This is a genomic window from Ensifer sp. MJa1 (assembly GCF_037026475.1).
In the GTDB taxonomy this organism is placed as follows: domain Bacteria; phylum Pseudomonadota; class Alphaproteobacteria; order Rhizobiales; family Rhizobiaceae; genus Ensifer.
The window spans coordinates 267,016-290,377 of sequence record NZ_JAKUMO010000003.1; the positions used below are offsets into that span (position 1 = coordinate 267,016).

A 23,362-nucleotide genomic window follows, 5' to 3' on the forward strand; every position below is an offset into this window, starting at 1 on the left:
CTCGACACCGCCACCCTCGAACGCGCTCACCCCTTGCCGTTGATCGCTGCCTGTGCCGCGGCAAGGCGGGCGATCGGCACGCGGAAGGGTGAGCAGGAGACATAGTCGAGCCCGGTTTCTTCGCAGAAACGGATCGAGGCCGGATCACCGCCATGCTCGCCGCAGATGCCGAGCTTCAGGCCGTTCTTCGTGCGACGCCCGCGCTCGGCGGCGATCTGGATGAGCTCGCCAACGCCATCGAAATCGAGCGAGACGAAGGGGTCCTGCTCGATGATGCCCTTCTGCTGATAGGTCGCCAGGAACTGCGAGGCGTCATCGCGCGAAATGCCGAAAGTCGTCTGCGTCAAGTCGTTGGTGCCGAAGGAGAAGAAATCGGCCGCTTCGGCGATGACGCCGGCACGCAAGGCCGCTCGCGGCAGCTCGATCATCGTGCCGACGAGATAATCGATGCCGATGCCCGCCTCGCCGATCACGTCCTTCGCCACCGTCTCGATCCGCTCCTTGACGTAGTCGAGCTCGGCGCGAAGGCCGACAAGTGGCACCATGATTTCGGGAACGACCGCGGCGCCGGTTTCGCGTGCGGCCTCGACCGCGGCCTCGAAGATGGCGCGCGCCTGCATCTCGGCGATCTCCGGATAGGAAATCGCCAGGCGACAGCCGCGGTGGCCGAGCATCGGGTTGAACTCGTGCAGTTCATCGACACGCTGGCGCAGTTCCGAAGGATCGAGCGAGAGGGCGCCGGCAACGTCGGCGATTTCCTCGTCGGTCTTGGGCAGGAACTCGTGCAGCGGCGGATCGAGCAGGCGGATCGTCACCGGCAGGCCGTGCATGATCGAGAACAGCTCGGCAAAATCCGAGCGCTGCATCGGCAACAGCTTGGAAAGAGCGGCCCGGCGACCGCCTTCGTCGTCTGCAAGGATCATTTCCCGCATGACGTTGATGCGATCGTCCTCGAAGAACATGTGCTCGGTGCGGCAAAGACCGATGCCTTCGGCCCCAAAGGAGCGCGCGGCGCGCGCGTCAGCCGGTGTTTCGGCATTGGTCCTGACGGTCATGCGGCGGCTGCCATCCGCCCAGGCCATGATCTTGCCGAAGTCGCCGGAAAGCTCCGGCTGCAACATGGCGATCGCGCCCTTCAGCACCTGGCCGGACGATCCGTCGATGGTGATGATATCGCCTTTTCTCAGCGTCACGCCTCCGGCCGTCAGAACTTCGTTGCGAAGGTCGACACGGATGCTGCCGGCGCCGGAAACGCAAGGCGTGCCCATGCCGCGGGCAACCACAGCGGCGTGGCTGGTCATGCCGCCGCGGGTCGTCAGGATGCCTTCGGCGGCATGCATGCCGTGAATGTCTTCCGGGCTGGTCTCGACGCGAACGAGGATGACCTTGCGGCCCTCCTTGTCGGCCTGCACCGCCTCCTCGGAGGTAAAGACGATCTCGCCGGTGGCCGCACCGGGCGACGCCGGCAGGCCGGAGCCGATGATGTCGCGGCGCGCATGCGGATCGATCGTTGGGTGCAGCAGCTGGTCGAGCGAGGCCGGATCAATGCGAACGACTGCCTCCTGCTCGGAGATCAGGCCTTCTTCGGCCATATCGACGGCGATCTTCAGCGCCGCCTTGGCGGTGCGCTTGCCCGACCGCGTCTGCAGCATCCAGAGCGTGCCGCGCTCGATGGTGAACTCGAGATCCTGCATGTCACGATAGTGGCGCTCGAGCGTATCGCAGATCGAGCGGAACTCGGCAAAGGCTTCCGGCATCAGCTTTTCAAGCGACGGCTTGTCGGAGCCCGAAGCGATACGCGCGGCCTCGGTAATGTTCTGCGGGGTGCGGATGCCGGCAACGACATCCTCCCCTTGCGCGTTGACGAGGAACTCACCGTAGAGCTCGCTCTCACCGGTCGAGGGATTGCGGGTGAAGGCGACGCCGGTTGCCGAGGAATTGCCGAGATTGCCGAAGACCATTGCCTGGACATTGACGGCCGTTCCCCAGGCCGCGGGAATCCCATGCAAATGACGATAGGTTATCGCCCGCGGATTCATCCAGCTCGAAAAGACAGCGCCGATTGCGCCCCAGAGCTGCACTTCCGGGTCCTGCGGGAATGGCTCGCCGAGCGCCTCCTCGATCGCTTCCTTGTAGCGGGAGATGACATGCTGCCACTCGACCGCCGACAACTCGGTGTCCTGTTCGTGGCCGAGCCGTGCCTTTTCGTCTTCAAGAATTTCCTCGAAGACATCGTGGTCGACACCCATGACGACATCGCCATACATCTGGATGAAGCGACGGTAGCTGTCCCAGGCAAAGCGCGCGTCGCCGGCATCGTGGCCAAGCGCATGCACCGACTGATCATTGAGGCCAAGGTTGAGCACCGTGTCCATCATGCCCGGCATCGAGGCGCGAGCACCGGAACGGACCGAAAGTAGCAGCGGGTGGGCGGTGTCGCCGAAAACCCGGCCGGTCACCTCTTCCATCCGACGGATACCTTCGCGCACCTGGTCGTGCAAGCCCGCCGGCATCTGCCTGCCGTTGTCGAAGAAGCTGTTGCAAGCGTCCGTGACGATCGTCAGACCCGGCGGCACCGGCAAGCCGAGGTTGCACATTTCCGCAAGGTTTGCGCCCTTGCCGCCCAACCGCTCGCGATCACCCGCGCGCCCCTCGGCCTTGCCCCCACCGAAGGTGTAAACCCATTTCGTCATGCCTGCTCTCCACCCAGAAACAGTCTTTTGTGACGATTTACAGTATATGTTTCATGCTGGAAATGCACCCGGCGAAGATTTATGCTGCACCGCATCATTTTCTGTAACAATGCTACATATTGGCACGGACGGCACGTTGCCGCCGTGCTTCGATGCGCGGATGGCCACAAAATACCCCTGGACCGGCAGTTTTGGCCGCGACAACCGGGAAATGCGCGCTGAGAACCACGCGCCGCCGCATTGCCGGATCCATCACACATATCTAATATTAGAAAACGCAATGGGGGCGCATTCAAGAATATCTTGTCGTGGCAATCCGTTTCAGTCCCGTAGACCCGGAGGGTCGGTCATGGAATGGCGTGCAAAACTGCGATCCTGCTTTGTCCTGGCACTGGTGATCGTCTCCTTTGCCGGGGTCGCACGCGCCGAGCAGACCGGCAAGCGGCTGGCGCTCGTCGTCGGCATGGGCGAGTACACGGTTGCGGGAACATTGCCCAACGCCACGCGCGACGCGGAGGCCTTCAGCGCCTTCCTCAAGGGCCAGGGATTTGAAACCGATCTCGTCCTCAACGCCGACCGCAAGGGCCTTGCCGGTGCGCTTTCAAGCTTTTCACGCAAGATCGGGCCCGACGATGTCGCTCTGTTCTACTACGCCGGCCATGGCATGCAGCTGCACGGTGAGAACTTTCTCATCGGAACGGATGCCAAGCTTGAGAGCGAATTCGATGTGCCGGCAGAAACCGTGGCGCTTTCGGAGATCATCAACGCCTTGGAGAAGCGCGCGAGGATATCGCTGGTTTTCCTCGACGCCTGTCGCAACAACCCGCTTGCCGAGCGGCTCACACGCGACGTGGAGGGCGCCACTCGCGGGGCCGCAACAAGAGGGCTTGCGCCGATCGAGACGCAAAGCGGCGGCACGCTCGTGGCATTTGCTGCCGCACCCGGCCAAGTCGCCGCCGACGGCACGGATGGGCACTCCCCCTTTACCCGCGCGCTGATCGCCAATCTCTCGGGCGCTGGCCTGGAAGTGGGGACCGCCTTCAAGCGGGTCGTGCGCGACGTGCGCAAGGAAACGCAGGGCAAGCAGCAACCGCAGATTCTTTCCTCCCTGTCGCTTGAGTTCTACTTCGGGTCGGAAACGGTTCCGACGCAGCCTCAGACTGTGCAGCCAGCGCTCCCGGTGCCAGCGACGGACCCCGAAGCGCTTGAAGCGGAAAAGGACTTCAAGAAGGCGCTCAAGATCGGCACGGCGCGCATCTGGCACTTTTTCGTCGAAAAGCATCGCACCGGCGAATATGCCGAGCTTGGACGGCAAGCGCTGGCACAGATCGAACCCGTGGCCGTGCGCAACGCGTCTCACCTGCCACAATCCGTCGAAGCGCGGCTCCTGCCCAACAAGGACCGGCGACGCGACGTCCAGCTCGCACTTGCCGCCAAGGGATTTGCCGTGGGCGATGCCGATGGTGTCTTCGGCGGGCAGACGCGAGAGGCGATCAAACTCTTCCAAAGCACCAACCGCCAACCGGCAAGCGGCTTCATTACCGAGCGCACCGCCGAAGCCCTCGGCATCAAGGTCAACGACAGCGCGGAAGGCATCTACAGCGCTACGAAAGTCCGACGTTACGACGTTGCCAATCTCGAAGGTCTCGAAACCGACAAGCGCGTCCTTGACGCCATGCAGTGCCTCCGGCATTTCGAGACCGTGTATGGCGTGTTCGGCGGGCACCTCTATGTCGCCGTGAGATCGGGCACCATCCTGGCAGTCTATGCCCGCGGGATCGCCAGCGGCTGCGGTGCGCATCTTGCGTCGATCTCCTCCCAAGAAGAAAACGCCTTCGTCGCATCACTTTTCAACGCCGACCAGAGTTTCTTCCACACGGGCTACGACCCGTCCGGAAACGTGAGCTTCAAGATGGGACCTTGGATTGGCCTGACACAGGACCCTCAAGGCAAGGAACCCCGAGGTGGTTGGCACTGGGACACCGGCGCACCTTTGACCTACACGAAATGGTTCAGGGACATGCCGAACGAGGGCAAGAAGGGCGACGACATCGGCATGTACTACGCCCATCGCGACGGCAGGACCGACACCAAGTCGGTCTACGTCGACAGCTGGGACGACATGGGGGCAAGCGACGGGACGGGCGGCCTCATTCTCGAATTCGAGTGACCGGATTGGGCATCGACGTTCGGCAGCCAATCCCGTGCCGAGCGTTCGTGTCGCTGGAGGGACACCATGAACTGGTGGGCGAAATTTCTGCCCCTGACCCTGTTCGTATCCGCGCTGTTAATCGCAGCGGGGAGCGCCCTTGCGGAAGAGAGCGGAAAACGGCTGGCGCTCATCGTCGGCATGACGGACTACATTGCGGCTGGCGTGCTGCCAAATGCGGTGCGCGACGCCGAGGCGTTCGAAGTCTTCATCAAGCAACAGGGCTTTGAGACCGACCTTGTCCTCAACGCAAATCGCAGGAACCTCGCCGAAGCGCTTGCACGGTTCTCGCGCAAGATCAAACCTGAGGACGTCGCGCTATTCTACTACGCCGGGCACGGCATGCAGTTGCACGGCGAAAACTTCCTGGTCGGGATCGACGCGAGGCTTGAAAGCGAGTTCGACGTGCCCGGCGAAACGATGGCGCTTTCCGAGATTGTCGCGGCGCTGGAAAAGCGTGCCAGGATATCACTGGTCTTCCTCGATGCCTGCCGCAACAATCCGCTTGCCGACCGGCTCAATCGCGAAGTCGAAGGCGCCACCCGCGGCGCTGCGACGAGGGGGCTGGCGCCGATCGAGACGCAGGGTGCGGGTACGCTCGTGGCATTTGCCGCTGCTCCCGGCCAGGTCGCTGCCGATGGAACCGACGGGCATTCGCCGTTCACCCGCGCGCTGATCGCCAATCTCTCCGGACCCGGCCTGGAAGTCGGAACCGCCTTCAAGCGTGTGATCCGGGCGGTGCGCCTGGAAACAGACGGCAAGCAGTCACCACAGATTCTTTCTTCCCTCGACCTGGAGTTCTATCTCGGTGCCGCCGTGGAAGGTCGGGAGCCGGCCCAACCGACGGCAACTTCCGTGGATCTTGCAGCACTCGACTTCGGCAAGGCGATGCGTGTCGACACGATCAGGACCTGGAAGCGCTTTATCGCCAAACACGGCAGCAGCAATTACGCGGACGCAGCCCGCCAGTCCATCCGACGCCTCGGCACAAACGACGACCTGCGGTCGCCGCTGGTAGCAATGGCACAGGAACAGAAGCTGTTCGACAGCAAAGAAAAGCGCTCAACGGCGCAGGAGGCATTGCGCAATGAGGGCTTCGACACGGGCGAGACGGACGGGACTTTCGGTGGCCAGACGCGCCGGGCGATAACCTTGTTCCAGACGGCGCGCGGGCTCACTCAGTCGGGCCTTCTCGACCAGGAGACCAGCGTGGCCCTGGGTTTGGGGTTTGCTCACGTCAATCGCCAAATCCTCTCGGCAGGAATTGCGCGCCGATACGACCCTGACGATCTGCAGGGGCTTGAGGAAGCGGCAGTAGTTTCCCTAGTGCGCTGCCTGTCGCCTCTGTCGTTGACGTACGGCACCTTTGACGGTCACCTCTATGCGGCAGCCTATGATGCGCAACAAGTCGCTTGGGAACAGGCCAAGGCGACGGCGGAGCGATGCGGCGGTCACCTCGCAACGATTGACTCCAGCGACGAGAACGCTTTCGTCGCCGCACTCGTGAACGCCGATGCCAGGTTCTTCGACAGCCTGTTCGAGGAGGGAGAACACCGCCGCATCGGCCCCTGGCTCGGGCTTGTCAACGAAAGCGGCCTTGCCGATAGCTGGACCTGGGCACCGGGTGGCGCCGTCACCTATGACAGATGGTTCAGGCGGCCGCCGGCAAGGGTTGGAGCCGCGACCCTCTACGCCGCCTACCGCGCGAACAAGGTTCCTCGGGCCGCCTATATCGACACGTGGGGAGCACGTGATCCATCGCGACCAGTTCCCGGCTTTATCGTCGAGTTCGACTAGGCTTACACCACTTCCCGCAACCGTTCGGCCGTCTGCAGGTCGACGGAAACGAGCTGCGAAACGCCCTGTTCCGCCATTGTCACGCCGAAGAGGCGGTTCATGCGAGCCATGGTGATCGGGTTGTGGGTGATGATGATGAAGCGGGTCTCGGTCGAGGCCGCCATTTCGTCCATCAGGTTGCAGTAGCGTTCGACATTGTGGTCGTCGAGCGGTGCATCCACTTCGTCGAGCACGCAGATCGGCGCCGGATTGGTGAGGAACACGGCAAAGATCAGCGCCATGGCGGTCAGTGCCTGCTCGCCGCCCGAAAGCAAGGTCATCGTCTGCGGCTTCTTGCCGGGCGGACGGGCGAGGATTTCGAGGCCCGCTTCCAGCGGATCGTCGCTTTCGATCAATTGCAGCTCGGCGGTACCGCCGCCGAAGAGATGGGTGAACAGCCGCTGGAACTGCACGTTGACCACGTCGAAGGCGGCGATCAGGCGCTCGCGGCCCTCGCGGTTCAGGTTCTGGATGGCGCTTCTGAGCTTGCGGATCGCCTCGATGACGTCGTCGCGTTCACGAAGGAGAAGGCCGAGCTTTTCGGAAAGCTCCTTCTGCTCCTCTTCGGCGCGCAGGTTGACGGCGCCAAGCCGCTCGCGCTCGATCTTCAGCCGTTCGAGTTCCCGTTCGACGTTGCGCATGTCGGGCAATGCCTCATCGACGGCAAGTCCGGTCAGGCGCATGACCTCGTGCGGCGCACAGGAGAGTGCCTCCTGGATGCGCGCCTCGATCTCGACGCGACGCTCGCGGGCCGAGACCAGGCGTTCCTCGGCGCGGCCGCGCTTCTCGCGCGATTCGGCAAGTTCGGAAAGCGCGGTTGCCGCCAGCCGGTCCGCCTCGCGCTGCCGGTTCTCGGCCTCGGCGAGCACGTCGGCAGCCTCACGCCTTGCCGCTTCCGCCTTCTGCAGTTCGCTCATCAGCGCCCGACGCTTGTCCTCGAACTCGTCCGGCGCGTCGATCAGCTCTTCCACCTCGTCGCGAGCTTCGGCCTCACGGTCGCGCAGCGTGGCGATATGTTCCTCGGCGCTGGCTGCGCGCGCCTTCCAGGTCTGGCGCTCGGCGGCGATCGCCGTCATGCGCCGCTGGCGCGCCTCGTTCTCGCGCGCCAAGCCGTCATGGGCGGCGCGCGCTTCCGCGACGGCGGCGCGATCCGCGGCGACATCTGCCGTCTGGGTGCGCAGCTTCAATTCGAGTTCCGAAAGATCGGGTGCATCCGCCAAGGCGTCGTTCGCGGTTTCGATCTGCTCGGCAACTTCCTCGACCTGGGCCTCGATCTGGCTGCGCGTTTCGGCAAGCACGGCCCGGCGGCGGGCGAGATCGCCGGATGCGCGCTCGGCCGCAGCAAGCGTGTCGCGCGCCTCGGCGAGCTGCCGCGTGATCATGCGCTGTGCGTCACGCGCGAGCCGAAGCCTTTCGTCCTCGACGCGGATCCGTGCGCCGGCAGCAGTCAGTTCGGCCTCGGCTCGGGCCAATGCCTCGGTCGCAGTCTCGGCCTCCGCGTCAAGTTCGGCCAGGCGGTTCTTCTGTGCCAGGCGCAATGCGGCAGCACTCGGCGCTTCGGAACCGGTAACGTGGCCATCCCAGCGCCAGACCGAGCCCTGCTTCGTAACCAGGCATTGACCTGGCTTGAGCAGCGGCAACAGTCGCTCGGCGTCCGCCTCGCTCGCGACGATGCCGATCTGCTTCAGGGCGCGGGTCAGTGCGGCGGGGGCCTTCACATGCGCGATCAGCGGGCTCGCGCCTTCAGGCAGCGCCGCGTCGCCGGCATGGTCTCCCGGCGCGCGCCAATGGGCGGGCGCATCTTCGTTCAGGGGCGAGTCGAGATCGTCGCCGAGCGCCGCACCAAGCGCAGTCTCGAAGCCACGGTCAACCTTCATTTCCTCGACGATGGCCGGGTAGGCACCGCCGGCAACGGCCTCAAGCATGCGGCGGATCGTGCGTGCTTCGGTTTCGATGCCGTTCAAGGCAGCGCGCGCGCGATCGACCGGCGGACGCGCCTCGACCTCGGCGCGGCGCGCTTGCGCGAGCCCCTCCTCGATCGCAAGCACATTGGCCTCGGCTTCTTCCAGTGCCGCTTCTGCGACTTCGACCTGTCCCTGCTTTTCGTGCGGATCGGGAAGTGCGGCCATCTGCCGGTCAAGATCGTCGAGATCGCGCGACTGGTCGCTCAGTTGCCGCACAAGCCGGGCCTGGCGCTCCGAAAGATCGCGCAGCGTCCGCTCCAACTGGTTGCGGCCGGCCTGCGCTTCAGCCCGCTCAGCGGTCAGCCGCGCCAGAAGCGCTTCACTGTCGGCAAGCTTGCCATTTGCGTCTTCCAGTCGTTCGCGCGCTTCGGAGGCGCGGTCGTCGGCCTCGGCCAGCATGTCGCCAAGCTCGGCCTCTTCTTCCTCGAGGCGGGCCAGAATGCCGGCATTGTCGACGACAAGCCGCTCCTCGCGAGCGATGTCTTCGGCAAGCTGCGCCAGGCGGCGCTGCAGTTCATCACGGCGCCTCAAAATGCGGCCGGCATCCTCCTCGAGCTGCGAGCGGGCGATCTGCAGGCGCTGGAGCGCGGCGGCAAACTTCGCCTCATTCTCGCGCAGCTCCGGCAGTTTCAGGCTGGCGATCGCCTGGTCCTTGGCCGCCTGCATCTGTGCCTGCGCCTTTTCCGCAACCTGCGCCGTGATCTGGTTGAGTTGGCTCGTCGCTTCGGCTTCCGCCTCCTTGGCCTGCACCCAGCGGATATGGAACAGGATCGCCTCGTGCTTGCGGATATCGGCCGAAAGCATCTTGAAGCGGTTGGCCTGGCGCGACTGGCGCTTGAGGCTTTCGATCTGGCTTTCAAGCTGCGAGGTCACGTCGTCGAGACGCTCTAGATTGGTTTCCGCGGCCCTGAGACGAAGCTCCGCTTCGTGGCGGCGCGAATGCAGGCCGGAAATGCCGGCCGCCTCTTCCAGAAGCTGGCGGCGGGCCTGCGGCTTGGCGGCGATCAGCTCGCCGATACGCCCCTGCCCGACCATCGACGGCGAACGCGCGCCAGTCGAAGCGTCGGCAAACAGAAGCTGCACGTCCTTGGCGCGCGCCTCCTTGCCGTTGATGCGGTAGACCGACCCCTGCTCGCGCTCGATGCGCCGCGTGACCTGGATCTCGTCACTGTCGTTGAAGGCGGCCGGCGCCGTGCGGTCGCTGTTGTCGAGATAAAGGCCGACTTCGGCCGTGTTGCGCGCCGGGCGGTTGCCCGACCCCGAGAAGATCACGTCGTCCATGCCGGAGGCGCGCATGTTCTTGTAGGAGTTTTCTCCCATCACCCAACGCAGCGCTTCGACAAGGTTTGACTTGCCGCAGCCGTTCGGCCCGACGACGCCGGTCAAGCCGCGCTCGATGATGAATTCGGTCGGTTCGACGAAGGATTTGAACCCGAGCAGGCGAAGCTTGTTGAACTTCATGCGGGCGACGCTGGGGAAAAGTACCCCCCTGTGCCGTCAACCCAAACGAAAAAAACGGGCGCACGACTGCTGCCGTCGCCCGCTTTCAGGAAAAGCGAAGGATCAGAGCTTGCTGTCGATGAGGGCCGACATAACGTCAACCGACATGTCCCCCGAATAGTGCTCACCATTGACGAAGAAGGTTGGCGTCGACTGAACACCGAAATCCTTTGCGCCCCGCTGCATAACAGCGTTCACATCATCCAGAAGTTTTTGGTTCGTCAAGCAGGCCTCGAAGCTCTCCTGTGTAAAACCGGCGAGTTTGGACATTTGCAGCAGCGCGTCGCGACCATTCTGGGCTGTTGCCCACTGCTGCTGCTGCTTGAACAGCATCGAAATCATCGGGAAGTACTGGCCTTCCGGAGCGCAACGCGCCAGCATGAAGGCGGCCGCTGCGCGCGGATCGAAGGGGAATTCGCGCAGCACGAAGCGAACCTTGCCGCTGTCGACGTACTTCATCTTGATCGCTTCGAAGGTGTTGTTGTGGAAGGCCGCACAATGCGGGCAGGTCATCGACATATATTCGACGATGGTCACCGGCGCGTTGGCGTCGCCGATCGACATTTCCGGCAGGGCGCCCGGCTCCATGAGCTTGGCAACGTCAACGGAACCTTCCGACGACGGAAGCTCGACCTTGGCAGGGGCGGCCGTCGACTGGGCGACTTCAGTGCCTGCGGCGGGCTTCGCCTCGGTGGTGGCCGGGGTCGAGGTCGTCGATGCCGTAGTGGTCGCGTCCGTGGCCGTCTCGCTTGCCTCGGTCGGAGCCGCCGTCGAGGCCGTTTCCTTCTTTTCGTCGCTGCAGGCGGCAAGCACCAGGGCGACGGTTGCGATGGCGGCACCGCTGAGCAGGCGTTTCGTAAGGTTCATTGCGGAAGCGGACATGAATTTGACCCGTGTTCGGAGGGATTTGTGGTGCGGATTCGATATCTTGCCGCAGGCAGGGCGGCAAGTGGCGGGACGTCAACAGAATTCAAAGAATTGTGACCGGTTGATGGTCGCGTCAGCGTCGGCGCGGGTTCAGCACGGCCGTGCCCAGACGCCGCAGCGCCGCCTTCAGTTCCTCGCTCTCGATGCCTTCGACCATCGCCTCCAGCCGGCGCGCGGGCTCGCCTGAAAGCGGCTTCGGCTTGCCACGGTGCTTGACCTGCGGCGACACCGGCTTTTGCACGATGCGCAACTGACCAATCGCGTAAAAACCGAAAAAGCCGTTGATGCGCTGGATCAATTCCCCCTGGGCATGGGTCAGGAACAGGGCCCGCGCACCCTCGCAGGCGACCGTGAGCACACCTGGCTGGTGACCGCCTTCGCCCGAGATCTCGGATGCGCGACGCGGCCAGGCGATCTTCTCGGGCCGGGTACAATCGGCAAACTCTTCGCCGGCGATTTCGTCCCAGGAGCCGAGCAACATGGTGTTGATGCCTGCGCGCTTGGCAAGCACCGGGTCGATAAGGCCGTTTGCGACCTCGCTGATCTGGACGACACCCTTGCGGGATTTCTGCTCACTCACACCTGGACTTTCTGTAGGCAATGTCGATTGAGCCTTGATGGCGCGGCTCCGCTTCGCCAAGTATAGGCCGGAAAGCAAACTCCCGGCAAATCATGCACGATACGATCCCGGCGGCCGACGCCGCGCCCCTTCTTCTTCAATGGTACGACCGGCACCACCGCGACCTGCCGTGGCGGGTGTCGCCGCCAATGGCTGCCGAAGGCATCGTCGTCAATCCCTATCACGTCTGGCTGTCCGAGGTCATGCTGCAGCAGACGACGGTGCAGGCGGTAAAGGCCTATTTCGAAAAATTCCTGTCGCTGTGGCCAACCGTCGAGGATCTGGCGCGGGCCGACAACGAAGACGTTATGAAGGCCTGGGCCGGGCTTGGATATTATGCGCGCGCCCGCAACCTGAAGAAATGCGCCGAAGTCGTTGCAAATGAATACGGTGGCCGCTTTCCTGATACGGATGATGGGCTCAAGTCCCTTCCCGGCATCGGCGATTATACCGCCGCCGCGATCGCGGCGATCGCCTTCAACCGCAGAAGCGCCGTGCTTGACGGCAATGTGGAGCGGGTCATATCGCGCCTCTACGCGATCGAGACGCCCCTTCCCGCCGCCAAGCCCGAGATGCGGGGACGCGTCGCGCTCCTTACGCCAGATGACCGGCCCGGTGATTTCGCCCAGGCGATGATGGATCTTGGGGCGACGATCTGCACGCCGAAGCGGCCTGCCTGCTCGCTCTGTCCGTTCCGGGCGCACTGTCGCGCGCTTGGTGTTGCCGATCCCGAAACCTTTCCACGCAAGGCGAAGAAGAAGGAAAAGCCGCTCCGTCTTGGTGCGGCCTTCGTCGCCATCGACACAGACAACGCCGTCTATCTGCGCAAGCGCGTCGAAAGCGGCCTGCTCGGCGGCATGACCGAGGTGCCGGGCACTGATTGGACATCGCGACAGGACGGCGACACCTCGGTAGCCGCTCAACCCTTCAGCGGCCCATGGGAAGACTGCGGCACGATCAGCCACGTCTTCACGCATTTCGAGTTGCGTCTGTCGGTCTACCGCGCCAATGTCGCGCGCGCCGGGAAGGAAGGCGACGGCTGGTGGGAGCCGGTCGGCTCTCTGAAGGCTCAAGCACTGCCGACGGTGATGAAGAAGGCAATCGCCCAGGCGATCCCTCACGCCTTCAAGGCGGGGCGCTGAAGGATCAAGCAAGGAATACGGCAATGAGCAGCATCGAGATCCGTCACATCGTCTTCGACATCGGCAAGGTGCTGATCCACTACGACCCGAACCTGCCCTATAGCCGCATCATTCCCGACGAGGCGGAGCGCGAATGGTTCTTTACCAACGTCTGCACCCATGACTGGAACATCGAGCAGGACCGCGGCCGCCCTTGGGACGAAGCCGAGGCGTTGCTGATCAAGGATTTTCCCGAGCGCGAGGAGCACATCCGCGCCTTCCGCAAGTATTGGCAGGAGATGGTACCGCACGCCTATGTCGAGACGGTTTGCCTGATGGAACGGCTGATCGCCGAAGGCCGTGACGTAACGATGCTCACCAACTTCGCTTCCGATACGTTTCGCGAAGCGCAGGTTCTCTATCCCTTCCTCACCCTGCCACGCGGCGTCACGGTTTCGGGCGACGTGAAGCTCATCAAACCCGATATCGCCATCTACGAGACGCACACCCGAACCTTCGAGCTCACACCGTCGGCGACGCTTTTCATCGATGACAGCGTCGCGAATGTCGAAGCCGCGCGGATGGCCGGCTGGCACGCGGTCCACTTCGTCGATCCGGAGAAACTGAAGGTCGACCTGGCAGCCTACGGCATCCATCCGTAAGCGGGGACGGTCAGCATGTCACCTGACCCTCTGGTCCTGACCGTCCGCTATCACGCGGCCATCAACGCCCTCGATTTCGCGGCAATAGAAGATGCCTTCGCCGAAGAGGCGCGCTACACATCCAATGGCGTCGGCGCGCTCGTCGGACGCGCGGCGATCCTCTCGGCGTTTCGAGACTATTTTGAGATCTATCCGGATCAGGTAGCGCGAGACAGCCTGATCGAAACGCTGTCACCTTGCTCAGCGCGCACCCGATGGCACCTCGAGGCCACCAACGCCAGGACCGGCGAGCAGGTCGCGCGCTCGGGCATCGAGCATCTGCAGTTCGACGCCTACGGACGGATCGTCGCGATCGAGGTCTTCGACGATCAACCGAACATACAAACGCCCGGAATCCCTCAAGAGGATTCCGGGCGTTTAAAGCTCTCCTTCCGGGACTGAAGGTACAAGGACCGGTCGGAGCGCTTTTCGAAGGACCTGGCGGAACTGGTTGATCAGTTCAGTTTTGCCAGATCATTTCGAATGACGGTTCTGAGTTCGTCGATGGGCTTCAGGGTGTTCCCCTCTTCGAAGTGCCAGAATGTCCATCCATTGCATGCATCAAGCCCCTGGACCTTGGCGCCCAGGCGATGAATTGAACCGGCCTCGCCGCCGGAAGCGACGGTGCCGTCGGCGCGAACGATCGCGCTGTAGCGACGCTTGGCGTCCGTCAGCACTGTGCCGGGCTTGATCAATCCGCTTTCGATCAGCGTGTTGAAGGCGACGCGCGGTTCGGCCTTCTTGCCGGTCATGACCGAAAGCATCGCCTTGCCGAGCGGTTCAACAGCGTCGATGCGGGCCGAGGCCGCGTCGATGTAATCCTGCTCGCGCTCGATGCCGACGAAGTGGCGGCCGAGGCGCTTGGCAACGGCGCCGGTCGTGCCGGAACCGAAGAAGGGGTCGAGCACGACGTCGCCGGGCTTGGTCGAGGCCATGAGGATGCGGGCGAGCAGCGCTTCCGGCTTCTGGGTCGGATGCACCTTCTTGCCGTCATCGTCCTTCAGCCGCTCGTGGCCGGAGCAGATCGGGAACAGCCAGTCGGAGCGCATCTGCACATCGTCATTGGCCGCCTTCATCGCATCGTAGTTGAAGGTGTAACCCTTGGCGTTGGCGTTCGGCGTCGCCCAGATCAGCGTTTCATGGGCGTTCTGGAAACGACGTCCCTTGAAGTTCGGCATCGGGTTGGTCTTGCGCCAGATGATGTCGTTGAGGATCCAGAAGTGCAGGTCCTGCAGGATCGCGCCGACGCGGAAGATGTTGTGGTAGGAGCCGATCACCCAGAGCGTACCGGTCGGCTTCAGGACGCGGCGGCAGGCAAGCAGCCAGGCGCGGGTGAAGGCGTCGTAGGCTTCGAAGGACGCGAACTGGTCCCATTCGTCGTCGACGGCATCGACCACAGACTGATCGGGACGGGTCAGCATGCCGCCAAGCTGGAGGTTGTAGGGCGGGTCGGCGAAAACGACGTCGACCGAATTGTCGGGAAGCGCATTGAGCGCCGCAACGCAGTCACCCTTGATGATACTGTCGAGCCAGCCCAGCGGGCGGGTGGAGCGGGAGACTTCGGCAAGCGAAACAACTGAAGACATGGACAACTCGCAAATACGCTTACTCGGAACGGACTATGGAGCTTATGGTTACCGAAGATGGTTACCAAAGCCTGAAGGCCGTTCCGAAAAAGTTCGTATTCACGCCATGTTAGTGAGTTCTTTTGTTGCGGCGATTCATCTGGCGTCGTGAAAGGCGCGGCTGTCGGCCGGCGCCTCGTGGCGCTCGTTCATGCCATAATCGCGGATGACCGAGGCGATGCGCAGACGGTAGTCGGCAAAGACACCGCGGCGTCCGGCATCCTGGGCTGCCCGGTGTTCTGCGCCGTTCCGCCAAGCCTTCACCGCCTCCTCGTCGCGCCAGAAGGACAAGGACAGAACCTTGTCGGCATTGGTGAGGCTTTGGAACCGCTCGATGGAGATGAAGCCATCGATACCGTCGAGCAGCGGGCGCAGATCGGCAGCAATACCGAGATAGGTCTGGCGTTGTCCCTCGGCCGGTATCACTTCGAAGATGACGGCGATCATGATTCACTTTCCTCCGACAGACGCAGAGACGTTTTTCAGGAAGATCCGATCCTCTTTCAAGATAAACCGTTCGCGGCGGGCGAAGGCATAATTCTCGCGCCCGAGCGGATCGGCGGCAAGCCGGGCGCGATAGGCCTCGTAGGCAGCGAGGCTCTCAATGTTGTAGACGCCATAGGCGGTGGTTGCCGAACCTTCGTGTGGCCCGAAATAGCCGATGAGATCGGCGCCACAGCGTGGGATCGCCTCGCCCCAGTTGCGCGAATAGGTGGCGAACTCGTCCTTCTTGAACGGGTCGATTTCATAGCGGATGAAGCAGGTGATCATCGTCTTCTCCTTGTGACCAGGGCGTTACGCCGGGCCTTCGATGAGAGGACTATGCCCGCTTGTTCGACGAGAATGCTTCGACTACGATCGAAGTATGAAGGAAGGTCCAGACATCGCTCTCATCGGCTCGCTGATCGGCGATCCTGCGCGCGCCAACATGCTGACGGCGCTTATGGGCGGTCGCGCCCTGACCGCGACCGAGCTTGCGACCCATGCCGGCATCACGCTGCAGACCGCAAGCTCCCATCTTTCGAAGCTCGAGGCCGGCGGCCTGCTCATCCAGCGCAAGCAGGGCCGCCATCGCTATTTTCAGCTCGCCGAGGACGAGGTCGGACTGATGCTCGAGAACCTGATGGGCTTTGCCGCAAGCCGTGGCATGAACCGTCATCGCCCGGGCCCGAAGGATCCGGCGCTCAGGAAAGCGCGTGTCTGCTACAACCATCTGGCCGGCGACTATGGCGTGCGCATGTATGACAGCCTGATTGCCGAAAAGCAGATCGAAGTCACTGGCGACGACCTGGCGCTGACACCGGCCGGCCAGAGCCGGATCGAGGCACTCGGCATCGACTATGACGCGCTGAAAAAATCCCGCCGCCCGATCTGCCGCACCTGCCTCGACTGGAGCGAACGTCGCTCGCATCTGGCAGGATCTCTCGGCGAAGCGCTGCTGACACTGTTCATCGACAAGGGCTGGGCAATACGCGAGGCCAACAGCCGCGCCATCCGCTTTACCGCCAATGGCGACAAGGTCTTTTCGGAGCTCTTCCCACAATAGGTCGGAAAGTCTCAACGCAATTCCGGACGGAAAACCGCTTCGCACTTTTCCTGGAAATTGCTTCGTAGGCAGCGCAATCCCGGACGGAAAACCGCTTCGCACTTTTCCTGGAACTTGCTTTAACCGACGATCGAGAAAGCCTCGCGCGTTTCGCCAGCGGCCGTCCTCACCGGCGTCTTGCCGATCCAGCCGACATGACGTTCGAGGATCTTCGCGGCTTCGTTCCCCCGGCCTTCGCGCAGGGCCGCAAGGATCGCACGGTGGTCGTGGTCCGTGCGGGCTTCCCAGCTGGTACGCCACGCGGAAAAGAGAAAGCGGGCGCTTGCCGCGTGCAGGTCGTCGATCGCCGCAAGCAGCCGCGGCATGCCGCAGGGCTCGAGGATCAGGCGATGGAAAGCCCGGTTTGCCGCCTCCCAGGAGCGCACGTCGCGCGAGGTATCGGCCGCAGCCGTTGCCGCTTCGGCGCGATCGAGGATTGCCGGCGTCAGATGCGGGATGGCATGGCGCAGCGCCAGAACCTCGAGCACGGCGCGCATTTCGGCAACCTCGCGCACTTCCTTCAAGTCGAAGGAGGCCACGCGCACGCCGCGCCGCGGTTCGCTGACGGCAAGCCCCTGCGCCTCCAGACGGCGGAAGGCTTCGCGCACCGGAACGTGGCTGGCGCCGAATTCCTCGGCGACATGATCCTGCCGCAAGCGCTCTCCCGGCATCAGAATGCCGGAGATGATCCTCTCGGCCAGCGCCTTGCTGATGCGACTTGCGAGCGTATCGTCCTGTTGCTTTTCCATCGCCTACAGATAGAGCCGCGAAACAAAGCTGTCGAGCAAGCGGGACAGCGGTTTCGATAATTTCCAAAGGTTGAGCTTTGAGCCGCCTTCGTATAAAGCTCTGCCGTACGAAAGCCCCGCGCCGCGCGACTGATCCTCCCCCCGCCTGCGGCGCCTCCTCCTCCCAGGGAACTGTTCCAAATGACCGGTATCGATCTCATCATTTTTGATTGCGACGGCGTGCTCGTCGATTCCGAAATCATCGCCTCCGAAGTCGAAGCGGCACTGCTGACGGAAGCTGGCTATCCGATCAGTGTCGAGGAAATGGCCGAGCGTTTTGCCGGCATGACCTGGCACAACACGCTGCTTCAGGTCGAGAAGGAAGCGAGCATCCCGCTTTCGGCTTCGCTGATCGACAAGGTCGATACGATCCTCGACGAACGCCTGGCGCGTGACGTGCAGATCATCGAGGGCGTGAAGCCGATGCTTTTGCAGCTGAAACTGCCCCATTGCATCTGCTCCAACTCCACGTCCGCACGCCTTGCCATGATGCTCGGCAAGGTCGGCATCAAGGATCATTTCGGCCCGCGCATCTACTCGGCGCGTGACCTCGGCGCCGACCGCGTCAAGCCGAAGCCGGACATCTTCCTGCATGGTGCCAAGCAGATGGGCGTCGACCCGTCACGGGTGCTGGTCATCGAGGATTCTGTCCACGGTATCCACGGTGCGCGTGCCGCCGGCATGCGCGTCGTCGGCTTCACCGGCGGCGCCCATACCTATCCCTCGCACGCCGACAAGCTGACGGAAGCCGGCGCCGAAACCGTGATCTCGCGCATGTCTGCTTTGCCGGGCGTGATCGCCGCGCTTGCGGAATGGTCGGAATCGCTGACGGCCTGAGACGTCGCAAACCCCTTTCGCCCCGGTTGCCGCCGGAGCGGAAAAAAGCCTTCGGCCACCACGGCAGGCGTCCAATTAGACGCCGCGGGACACGATGACACATTGCAGTGGCAGCGTGTCCCGCCGAGAATCTCCCCGGTTTTCGAGAAGTCGCGCACGAGGGCCATACCAAGCAAGCCCCATCGAGGGTATTTCAAGGAGGAAACACTATGCGTCTTTCACTGTTGACCGGTCTGACTTTGGCGGCCAGCGTCGCCTTCGGCCCGCTCGCCTTTGCCGACATCACCGTTGGCGTGATCACGCCGCTCACCGGTCCGGTCGCGGCCTATGGCGAGCAGGTGAAGAACGGTGCGGAAGCGGCCGCCGAAGAGATCAACAAGGCTGGCGGCATCAACGGCGAGAAGATCGTGCTGAAGCTGCTCGACGATGCCGGTGACCCGAAGCAGGCCGTGTCGGTCGCAAACCAGGCGGCCGGCGAAGGCATCCGCTTCGTCGTCGGTCCCGTTCTGTCGGGCACGTCGATGGCGGCTTCCGACGTTCTTGCCGAAAACGGCATCCTGATGGTGACGCCGACCGCAACCACGCCGGACCTCACCACCCGCGGTCTCTGGAACGTGCTGCGCACCTGCGGCCGTGACGACCAGCAGGCCGAAGTTGCAGCCGCTTACGTGGTCAAGAACCTCAAGGACAAGAAGGTCGCCGTGCTCCATGACAAGGCGCCCTACGGCAAGGGCCTCGCCGACGGCTTCAAGGCTGCCATCAATGCCGGCGGCATCACCGAAGTCGTCTATGAAGGCCTGAACCCGGGCGACAAGGACTTCAGCGCCATCGTCACCCGCCTAAAGGCCGAGAACGTCGAAGTCGTCTACTTCGGCGGCTATCATCCGGAAGGTGGCCTGCTGGCTCGCCAGATGCACGACCAGGGCGTGAAGGCACAGATCTTCGGCGGCGACGGCCTGTCGAACACCGAGTTCTGGGCAATCGGCGGCGAAGCTGCGACCGGCACGGTCTACACCAACGCCAGCGACGCGACCCGCAACCCGGCATCTGCCCCGGCCGTCGAGGCGCTGAAGGCGAAGAACATTCCGGCCGAAGCCTTCACACTCAACGCCTATGCCGCCGTTCAGGTGCTGAAGGCCGGCATAGAGAAGGCAGGCTCGGCCGAGGATGCGACCGCGGTTGCGACCGCGATCAAGTCCGGTGAAGGCATCGACACGGTGCTCGGCAAGCTGACCTACGGCGAAGCCGGCGACCTCACCTCGCAGGCCTTCTCGCTCTACAAGTGGGAAGGCGGCAAGAGCGTTCCGGCCGAGTAAGGCGCGCACGACACAAAATAGAAACGCCGGGGCAAGCCCCGGCGTTTTTGTTTGAGGCTGCAGCCGCAGCTTACTTCTTCTTGCCCTTGGCCGGCGGACCTTCGTCGAAGCCGACATAGACGGTGACATTGGAGCCGGAACCGGCCGGCAGCGTCACGTCCGCCTTGGTGAAGACGAACTGGGCCGAACCGGTCGCGGGGATTTCCACCGCGTGCTGCGTCAACTCGGAATAGAGTGTCTTGTCCTCGTCGGTCGCAGCGACACGGATCGGCATGGTGATCTTGCCAGGGCCGCCAGCAGGACCGCTGACGACGCGGCCCTGGACCACGACAGTTACCGTAATCGCGCTCTCGCTCTGGACGCATTGGCGCGTGGTGTCGGCAAGAGAGGCCTGATAAACGAGCTTCGTCGGGTCGTTCTTGGCCCCCTTGGCGTAGCTGGCAAACACGTTTGTGCCGTCACGAATGACGACCTGCGGGCATGCGGCTTGGACGACGGCTGGCGTCGGAGCGGCGGCACTGCCGCCTGCATCGATCGCGCCACCGGATTGCGTTTTGTTACAGCCGGCAAGGACCGCGAGAAAGGATATTGCGAGAACAGGCCGGGATACTTTGCCAAACACGTTGAACAACCTCTGCTGGACCGGTTGAAACTCCTTGACCGAAATCTCGGCCGGAAGGCCTTTCATGGCCTTCGGGCATCGTCTATAGCAGCGGCGAACTGAAAAATCGATTGGGTCGGATCACCCAATCCGAATTTTCCGAAACCCTGTTGTTTCGGCCCGAAATTGGGTCGGTGACAAGAAAGCATGCAGACTTTGTCAAGGACTGACGCAATAAGACGGGCGTGCCGCGGCGCCCTCGCCTAGGGTCGTCGCAATCCTTGAGGTGGGACGAAAGACAACGATGGTGAAGTATATCTCGACGCGCGGCGAAGCCGCTCCCCTCGGCTTCTGCGACGCGCTGCTGGCCGGCCTCGCCCGTGACGGCGGCCTCTACCTTCCCAAGGAATGGCCGAAGTTTTCCAAGAAGGACATCCGCGCGTTGCGCGGCAAGTCCTATCAGGAAATCGCCTTTGCCGTGCTCGAACCATTCACCAACGGCGAAATCCCTGCGGCGAAGTTTCGCGAAATGATCGACGAAGCCTATGCCACCTTCCGTCATCCGGCCGTCGCCCCGCTCGTCCAGACCGGCCCGAACTCCTTCGTGATGGAACTCTTCCACGGCTCGACGCTCGCCTTCAAGGACGTGGCGATGCAGTTGCTCGCCCGGCTGATGGACTACGTTCTTGCCGAGCGCGGCGAACGCGCCACCATTGTTGGCGCGACCTCGGGCGACACGGGCGGCGCAGCGATCGATGCCTTTGCCGGCCGTGAACGGACCGACATCTTCATTCTTTTCCCGCACGGCAAAGTCTCGCCGGTGCAGCAGCGACAGATGACCACCTCGAAGGCATCGAACGTTCACGCGATCGCCGTGAAAGGCAATTTCGACGACTGCCAGAACCTCGTCAAAGCCATGTTCAACGACGCCGCCTTCCGCGATCGCGTCAAGCTTTCAGGCGTCAACTCGATCAACTGGGCCCGTATCATGGCCCAGATCGTCTACTACTTCACGACGGCGGTGGCGCTCGGCGGACCGGATCGCAAGATCTCCTTCACGGTGCCGACAGGCAATTTCGGCGATATCTTCGCCGGCTATGTCGCCAAGCGCATGGGCCTGCCGATCGACAAGCTGGTGATCGCCACCAACGAAAACGACATCCTTGCCCGCACGCTCAAGACCGGGCGCTACGAGATGCGCGATGTGAAGGCGACCACCGCACCGTCGATGGACATCCAGATTTCGTCGAACTTCGAACGGCTGCTGTTTGAGGCAAACGACCGCGATCCGGGCGAAGTGCGCTCGGCGATGGACGGCCTCAAACAGTCCGGCTCCTTCACCATTCGCGACAAGGCGCTCAAGGCTATCCGCAAGGAGTTCCGCGCCGGTCGGGCCCCGGAGAAGGAAGTGGCCAAGACAATTGCCAAGACGCTGGAGAGCACCGGCTATCTGCTCGATCCGCACAGCGCCGTCGGCGTCTTCGTCGCCGCCAAGCACGAGAAGGCATCGGCCCCGATGGTGACGCTTGCCACCGCGCATCCGGCCAAATTCCCCGACGCGGTAAAATCGGCCAGTGGTATTGACCCGGCGCTTCCGACGTGGCTTGCTGACCTGATGAACAGGGAGGAGCGTTTCGATATCCTGGATCCGGACCTGAAGAGCGTCGAGACCTTTATCGGCGAGCGCACCCGCCTCCGGGGGTAAGAACGAGAAGAAACGTATGATGAAAGTTGAGTGCACCCGGCTCCCTTCCGGGTTGACGGTGGTAACCGAGCAGATGCCGCATCTCGAAAGTGTGGCGCTCGGCGTGTGGATCAAGTCCGGTTCGCGCAATGAAACCGTGGGCGAACATGGCATTGCCCACCTGCTGGAGCACATGGCTTTCAAGGGCACCGAGCGGCGCACCGCCCGCCAGATTGCCGAAGAAATCGAAAATGTCGGCGGCGAAGTCAACGCCGCCACCTCGACGGAGACGACCTCCTACTATGCGCGTGTCCTCAAGGACCACGTGCCGCTCGCGGTCGATATCCTCGCCGACATTCTGACCGAATCCACCTTCGACGACGAAGAACTCCGCCGCGAGAAGCAGGTCATCCTGCAGGAGATCGGCGCTGCCGACGACACGCCTGATGACGTCGTCTTCGACCGCTTCGCCGAGACTGCGTACCGCAATCAGACGGTCGGGCGCCCGATCCTCGGCACGCCGGATACGGTCATGTCGTTCTCGGCCGACCAGATCCGCCATTATCTCGGCCGCAACTACACGACCGACCGGATGTTCGTGGTCGCCGCCGGCGCCGTCGAGCACGACGCCTTCGTGCGCCAGGTGGAAGAACGCTTTGCCTTGCTCCCGCGCACGCCGATCGCGACGCCGGTGCTGGAAGCCGCCCGCTATACCGGCGGCGACAGCCGCGAGACGCGCGACCTGATGGATGCGCAGGTGCTGCTCGGCTTCGAAGGCAAGGCCTATCACGCCCGCGACTTCTACTGCTCGCAGATCCTTGCCAACATCCTCGGCGGCGGCATGTCGTCCCGCCTCTTCCAGGAAGTGCGCGAGCATCGCGGTCTCTGTTATTCCGTCTATGCCTTCCACTGGGGCTTCTCCGACACTGGCATCTTCGGCGTGCACGCGGCAACCGGTGGTGAGAACCTGCCGGAACTGATGCCGGTCATCGTCGATGAACTGCGCAAGTCCTCGATGAACATCGAGCAGCAGGAAATCGAGCGCGCCCGCGCCCAGATCCGGGCCCAGCTCCTGATGGGCCAGGAAAGCCCGGCGGCCCGCGCCGGCCAGATTGCCCGCCAGATGATGCTCTACGGCCGTCCGATCCCGAACGAAGAACTGATGGAGCGCCTGTCCGGCATCACCATCGAACGCCTGACCGATCTTGCCGGCCGGCTGTTCTTCGACACCACGCCGACGCTCTCGGCCATCGGCCCGCTTGAGCAGCTTGCCCCGATGAACGACATCCTGTCGTCTCTGACCGGCAAGACGGGTGTGCCGCACGCTGTCGCGAGCTGACAAGGCCTTGAACATTT

The 23,362-nt window shown here is 63.1% G+C and carries 18 protein-coding genes and 1 pseudogene; 10 read left to right on the forward strand and 9 right to left on the reverse strand.

All coding sequences use genetic code 11. From position 1 onward, the window contains the following. Positions 1-26 precede the first annotated feature (26 nt). Entirely contained in the window at positions 27-2,693 is a 2,667-nt protein-coding gene (ppdK, locus tag MKZ91_RS06470; RefSeq protein ID WP_336169192.1) for a pyruvate, phosphate dikinase, read from the reverse strand. A gap of 349 nt (positions 2,694-3,042) precedes the next feature. Here ppdK and MKZ91_RS06475 point away from each other — a divergent pair, with 349 nt between their 5' ends. Further along, positions 3,043-4,863, forward strand: coding sequence for a caspase family protein (locus MKZ91_RS06475; protein ID WP_336169195.1), 1,821 nt, complete (start codon positions 3,043-3,045; stop codon positions 4,861-4,863). Positions 4,864-4,929: 66 nt separating this feature from the next. Beyond that, positions 4,930-6,699, forward strand: a complete 1,770-nt coding sequence (locus MKZ91_RS06480; protein WP_336169197.1) for a caspase family protein — start codon at positions 4,930-4,932, stop codon at positions 6,697-6,699. A 2-nt stretch (positions 6,700-6,701) separates the two neighbouring features. Here the strand turns inward: MKZ91_RS06480 and smc are convergent, their stop codons facing one another. From smc to MKZ91_RS06495, 3 genes are all read right to left on the reverse strand, one after another. After that, positions 6,702-10,163, reverse strand: coding sequence for a chromosome segregation protein SMC (smc, locus tag MKZ91_RS06485; protein ID WP_336169199.1), 3,462 nt, complete (start codon positions 10,161-10,163; stop codon positions 6,702-6,704). A 102-nt stretch (positions 10,164-10,265) separates the two neighbouring features. Continuing rightward, positions 10,266-11,084 carry a DsbA family protein gene (locus tag MKZ91_RS06490; RefSeq protein ID WP_336169200.1) on the reverse strand — a complete coding sequence of 273 codons (819 nt, stop codon included), beginning with the start codon at positions 11,082-11,084 and terminating at the stop codon, positions 10,266-10,268. 118 nt (positions 11,085-11,202) lie between these two features. Next, on the reverse strand, positions 11,203-11,709 hold the full coding sequence (locus MKZ91_RS06495) for a DUF721 domain-containing protein (protein ID WP_336169201.1): 507 nt from the start codon (positions 11,707-11,709) through the stop codon (positions 11,203-11,205). A 92-nt stretch (positions 11,710-11,801) separates the two neighbouring features. Between MKZ91_RS06495 and mutY the strand changes: the two genes are divergently transcribed. From mutY to MKZ91_RS06510, 3 genes and pseudogenes are all read left to right on the forward strand, one after another. Then, entirely contained in the window at positions 11,802-12,890 is a 1,089-nt protein-coding gene (gene mutY, locus MKZ91_RS06500) for an A/G-specific adenine glycosylase (RefSeq protein WP_442892206.1), read from the forward strand. Positions 12,891-12,913: 23 nt separating this feature from the next. Beyond that, positions 12,914-13,531, forward strand: coding sequence for an HAD family hydrolase (locus tag MKZ91_RS06505; protein WP_336169203.1), 618 nt, complete (start codon positions 12,914-12,916; stop codon positions 13,529-13,531). A 15-nt stretch (positions 13,532-13,546) separates the two neighbouring features. Further along, positions 13,547-13,903, forward strand: a pseudogene (locus MKZ91_RS06510) (nuclear transport factor 2 family protein); the annotation flags it as partial. A gap of 122 nt (positions 13,904-14,025) precedes the next feature. Here the strand turns inward: MKZ91_RS06510 and MKZ91_RS06515 are convergent. The 3 genes from MKZ91_RS06515 to MKZ91_RS06525 all read right to left on the reverse strand — a co-directional run bounded on the left by MKZ91_RS06515 (position 14,026) and on the right by MKZ91_RS06525 (position 15,966). After that, positions 14,026-15,156 carry a site-specific DNA-methyltransferase gene (locus MKZ91_RS06515; RefSeq protein WP_104664761.1) on the reverse strand — a complete coding sequence of 377 codons (1,131 nt, stop codon included), beginning with the start codon at positions 15,154-15,156 and terminating at the stop codon, positions 14,026-14,028. A 135-nt stretch (positions 15,157-15,291) separates the two neighbouring features. Then, on the reverse strand, positions 15,292-15,642 hold the full coding sequence (locus MKZ91_RS06520; RefSeq protein ID WP_336169207.1) for an antibiotic biosynthesis monooxygenase family protein: 351 nt from the start codon (positions 15,640-15,642) through the stop codon (positions 15,292-15,294). 3 nt (positions 15,643-15,645) lie between these two features. Then, on the reverse strand, positions 15,646-15,966 hold the full coding sequence (locus tag MKZ91_RS06525) for an NIPSNAP family protein (protein WP_336169208.1): 321 nt from the start codon (positions 15,964-15,966) through the stop codon (positions 15,646-15,648). Between the two features lie 94 nt (positions 15,967-16,060). On the opposite strand from MKZ91_RS06525, the gene MKZ91_RS06530 reads away from it, so the two are divergent. Beyond that, positions 16,061-16,741, forward strand: coding sequence for an ArsR/SmtB family transcription factor (locus MKZ91_RS06530; RefSeq protein WP_336169210.1), 681 nt, complete (start codon positions 16,061-16,063; stop codon positions 16,739-16,741). 119 nt (positions 16,742-16,860) lie between these two features. Here MKZ91_RS06530 and MKZ91_RS06535 read toward each other — a convergent pair whose 3' ends face one another. Next, the gene (locus MKZ91_RS06535; RefSeq protein ID WP_336169212.1) at positions 16,861-17,529 is read right to left on the reverse strand and encodes a GntR family transcriptional regulator; all 669 of its coding nucleotides are present in this window, start codon (positions 17,527-17,529) and stop codon (positions 16,861-16,863) included. Positions 17,530-17,709: 180 nt separating this feature from the next. On the opposite strand from MKZ91_RS06535, the gene MKZ91_RS06540 reads away from it, so the two are divergent. Beyond that, complete coding sequence (locus tag MKZ91_RS06540; protein WP_336169214.1) at positions 17,710-18,405, forward strand: HAD family hydrolase; 696 nt, start codon at positions 17,710-17,712, stop codon at positions 18,403-18,405. A 209-nt stretch (positions 18,406-18,614) separates the two neighbouring features. Further along, positions 18,615-19,721, forward strand: a complete 1,107-nt coding sequence (locus MKZ91_RS06545; protein WP_336169216.1) for an ABC transporter substrate-binding protein — start codon at positions 18,615-18,617, stop codon at positions 19,719-19,721. A gap of 70 nt (positions 19,722-19,791) precedes the next feature. Here MKZ91_RS06545 and MKZ91_RS06550 read toward each other — a convergent pair whose 3' ends face one another. Then, entirely contained in the window at positions 19,792-20,343 is a 552-nt protein-coding gene (locus tag MKZ91_RS06550) for a hypothetical protein (protein WP_336169407.1), read from the reverse strand. A gap of 283 nt (positions 20,344-20,626) precedes the next feature. Between MKZ91_RS06550 and thrC the strand changes: the two genes are divergently transcribed. Continuing rightward, positions 20,627-22,027, forward strand: coding sequence for a threonine synthase (thrC, locus tag MKZ91_RS06555; RefSeq protein WP_336169218.1), 1,401 nt, complete (start codon positions 20,627-20,629; stop codon positions 22,025-22,027). 16 nt (positions 22,028-22,043) lie between these two features. Further along, positions 22,044-23,345 (forward strand): M16 family metallopeptidase, encoded by a 1,302-nt coding sequence (locus tag MKZ91_RS06560; protein WP_336169220.1) that lies wholly within the window; start codon positions 22,044-22,046, stop codon positions 23,343-23,345. Positions 23,346-23,362: the final 17 nt, after the last annotated feature.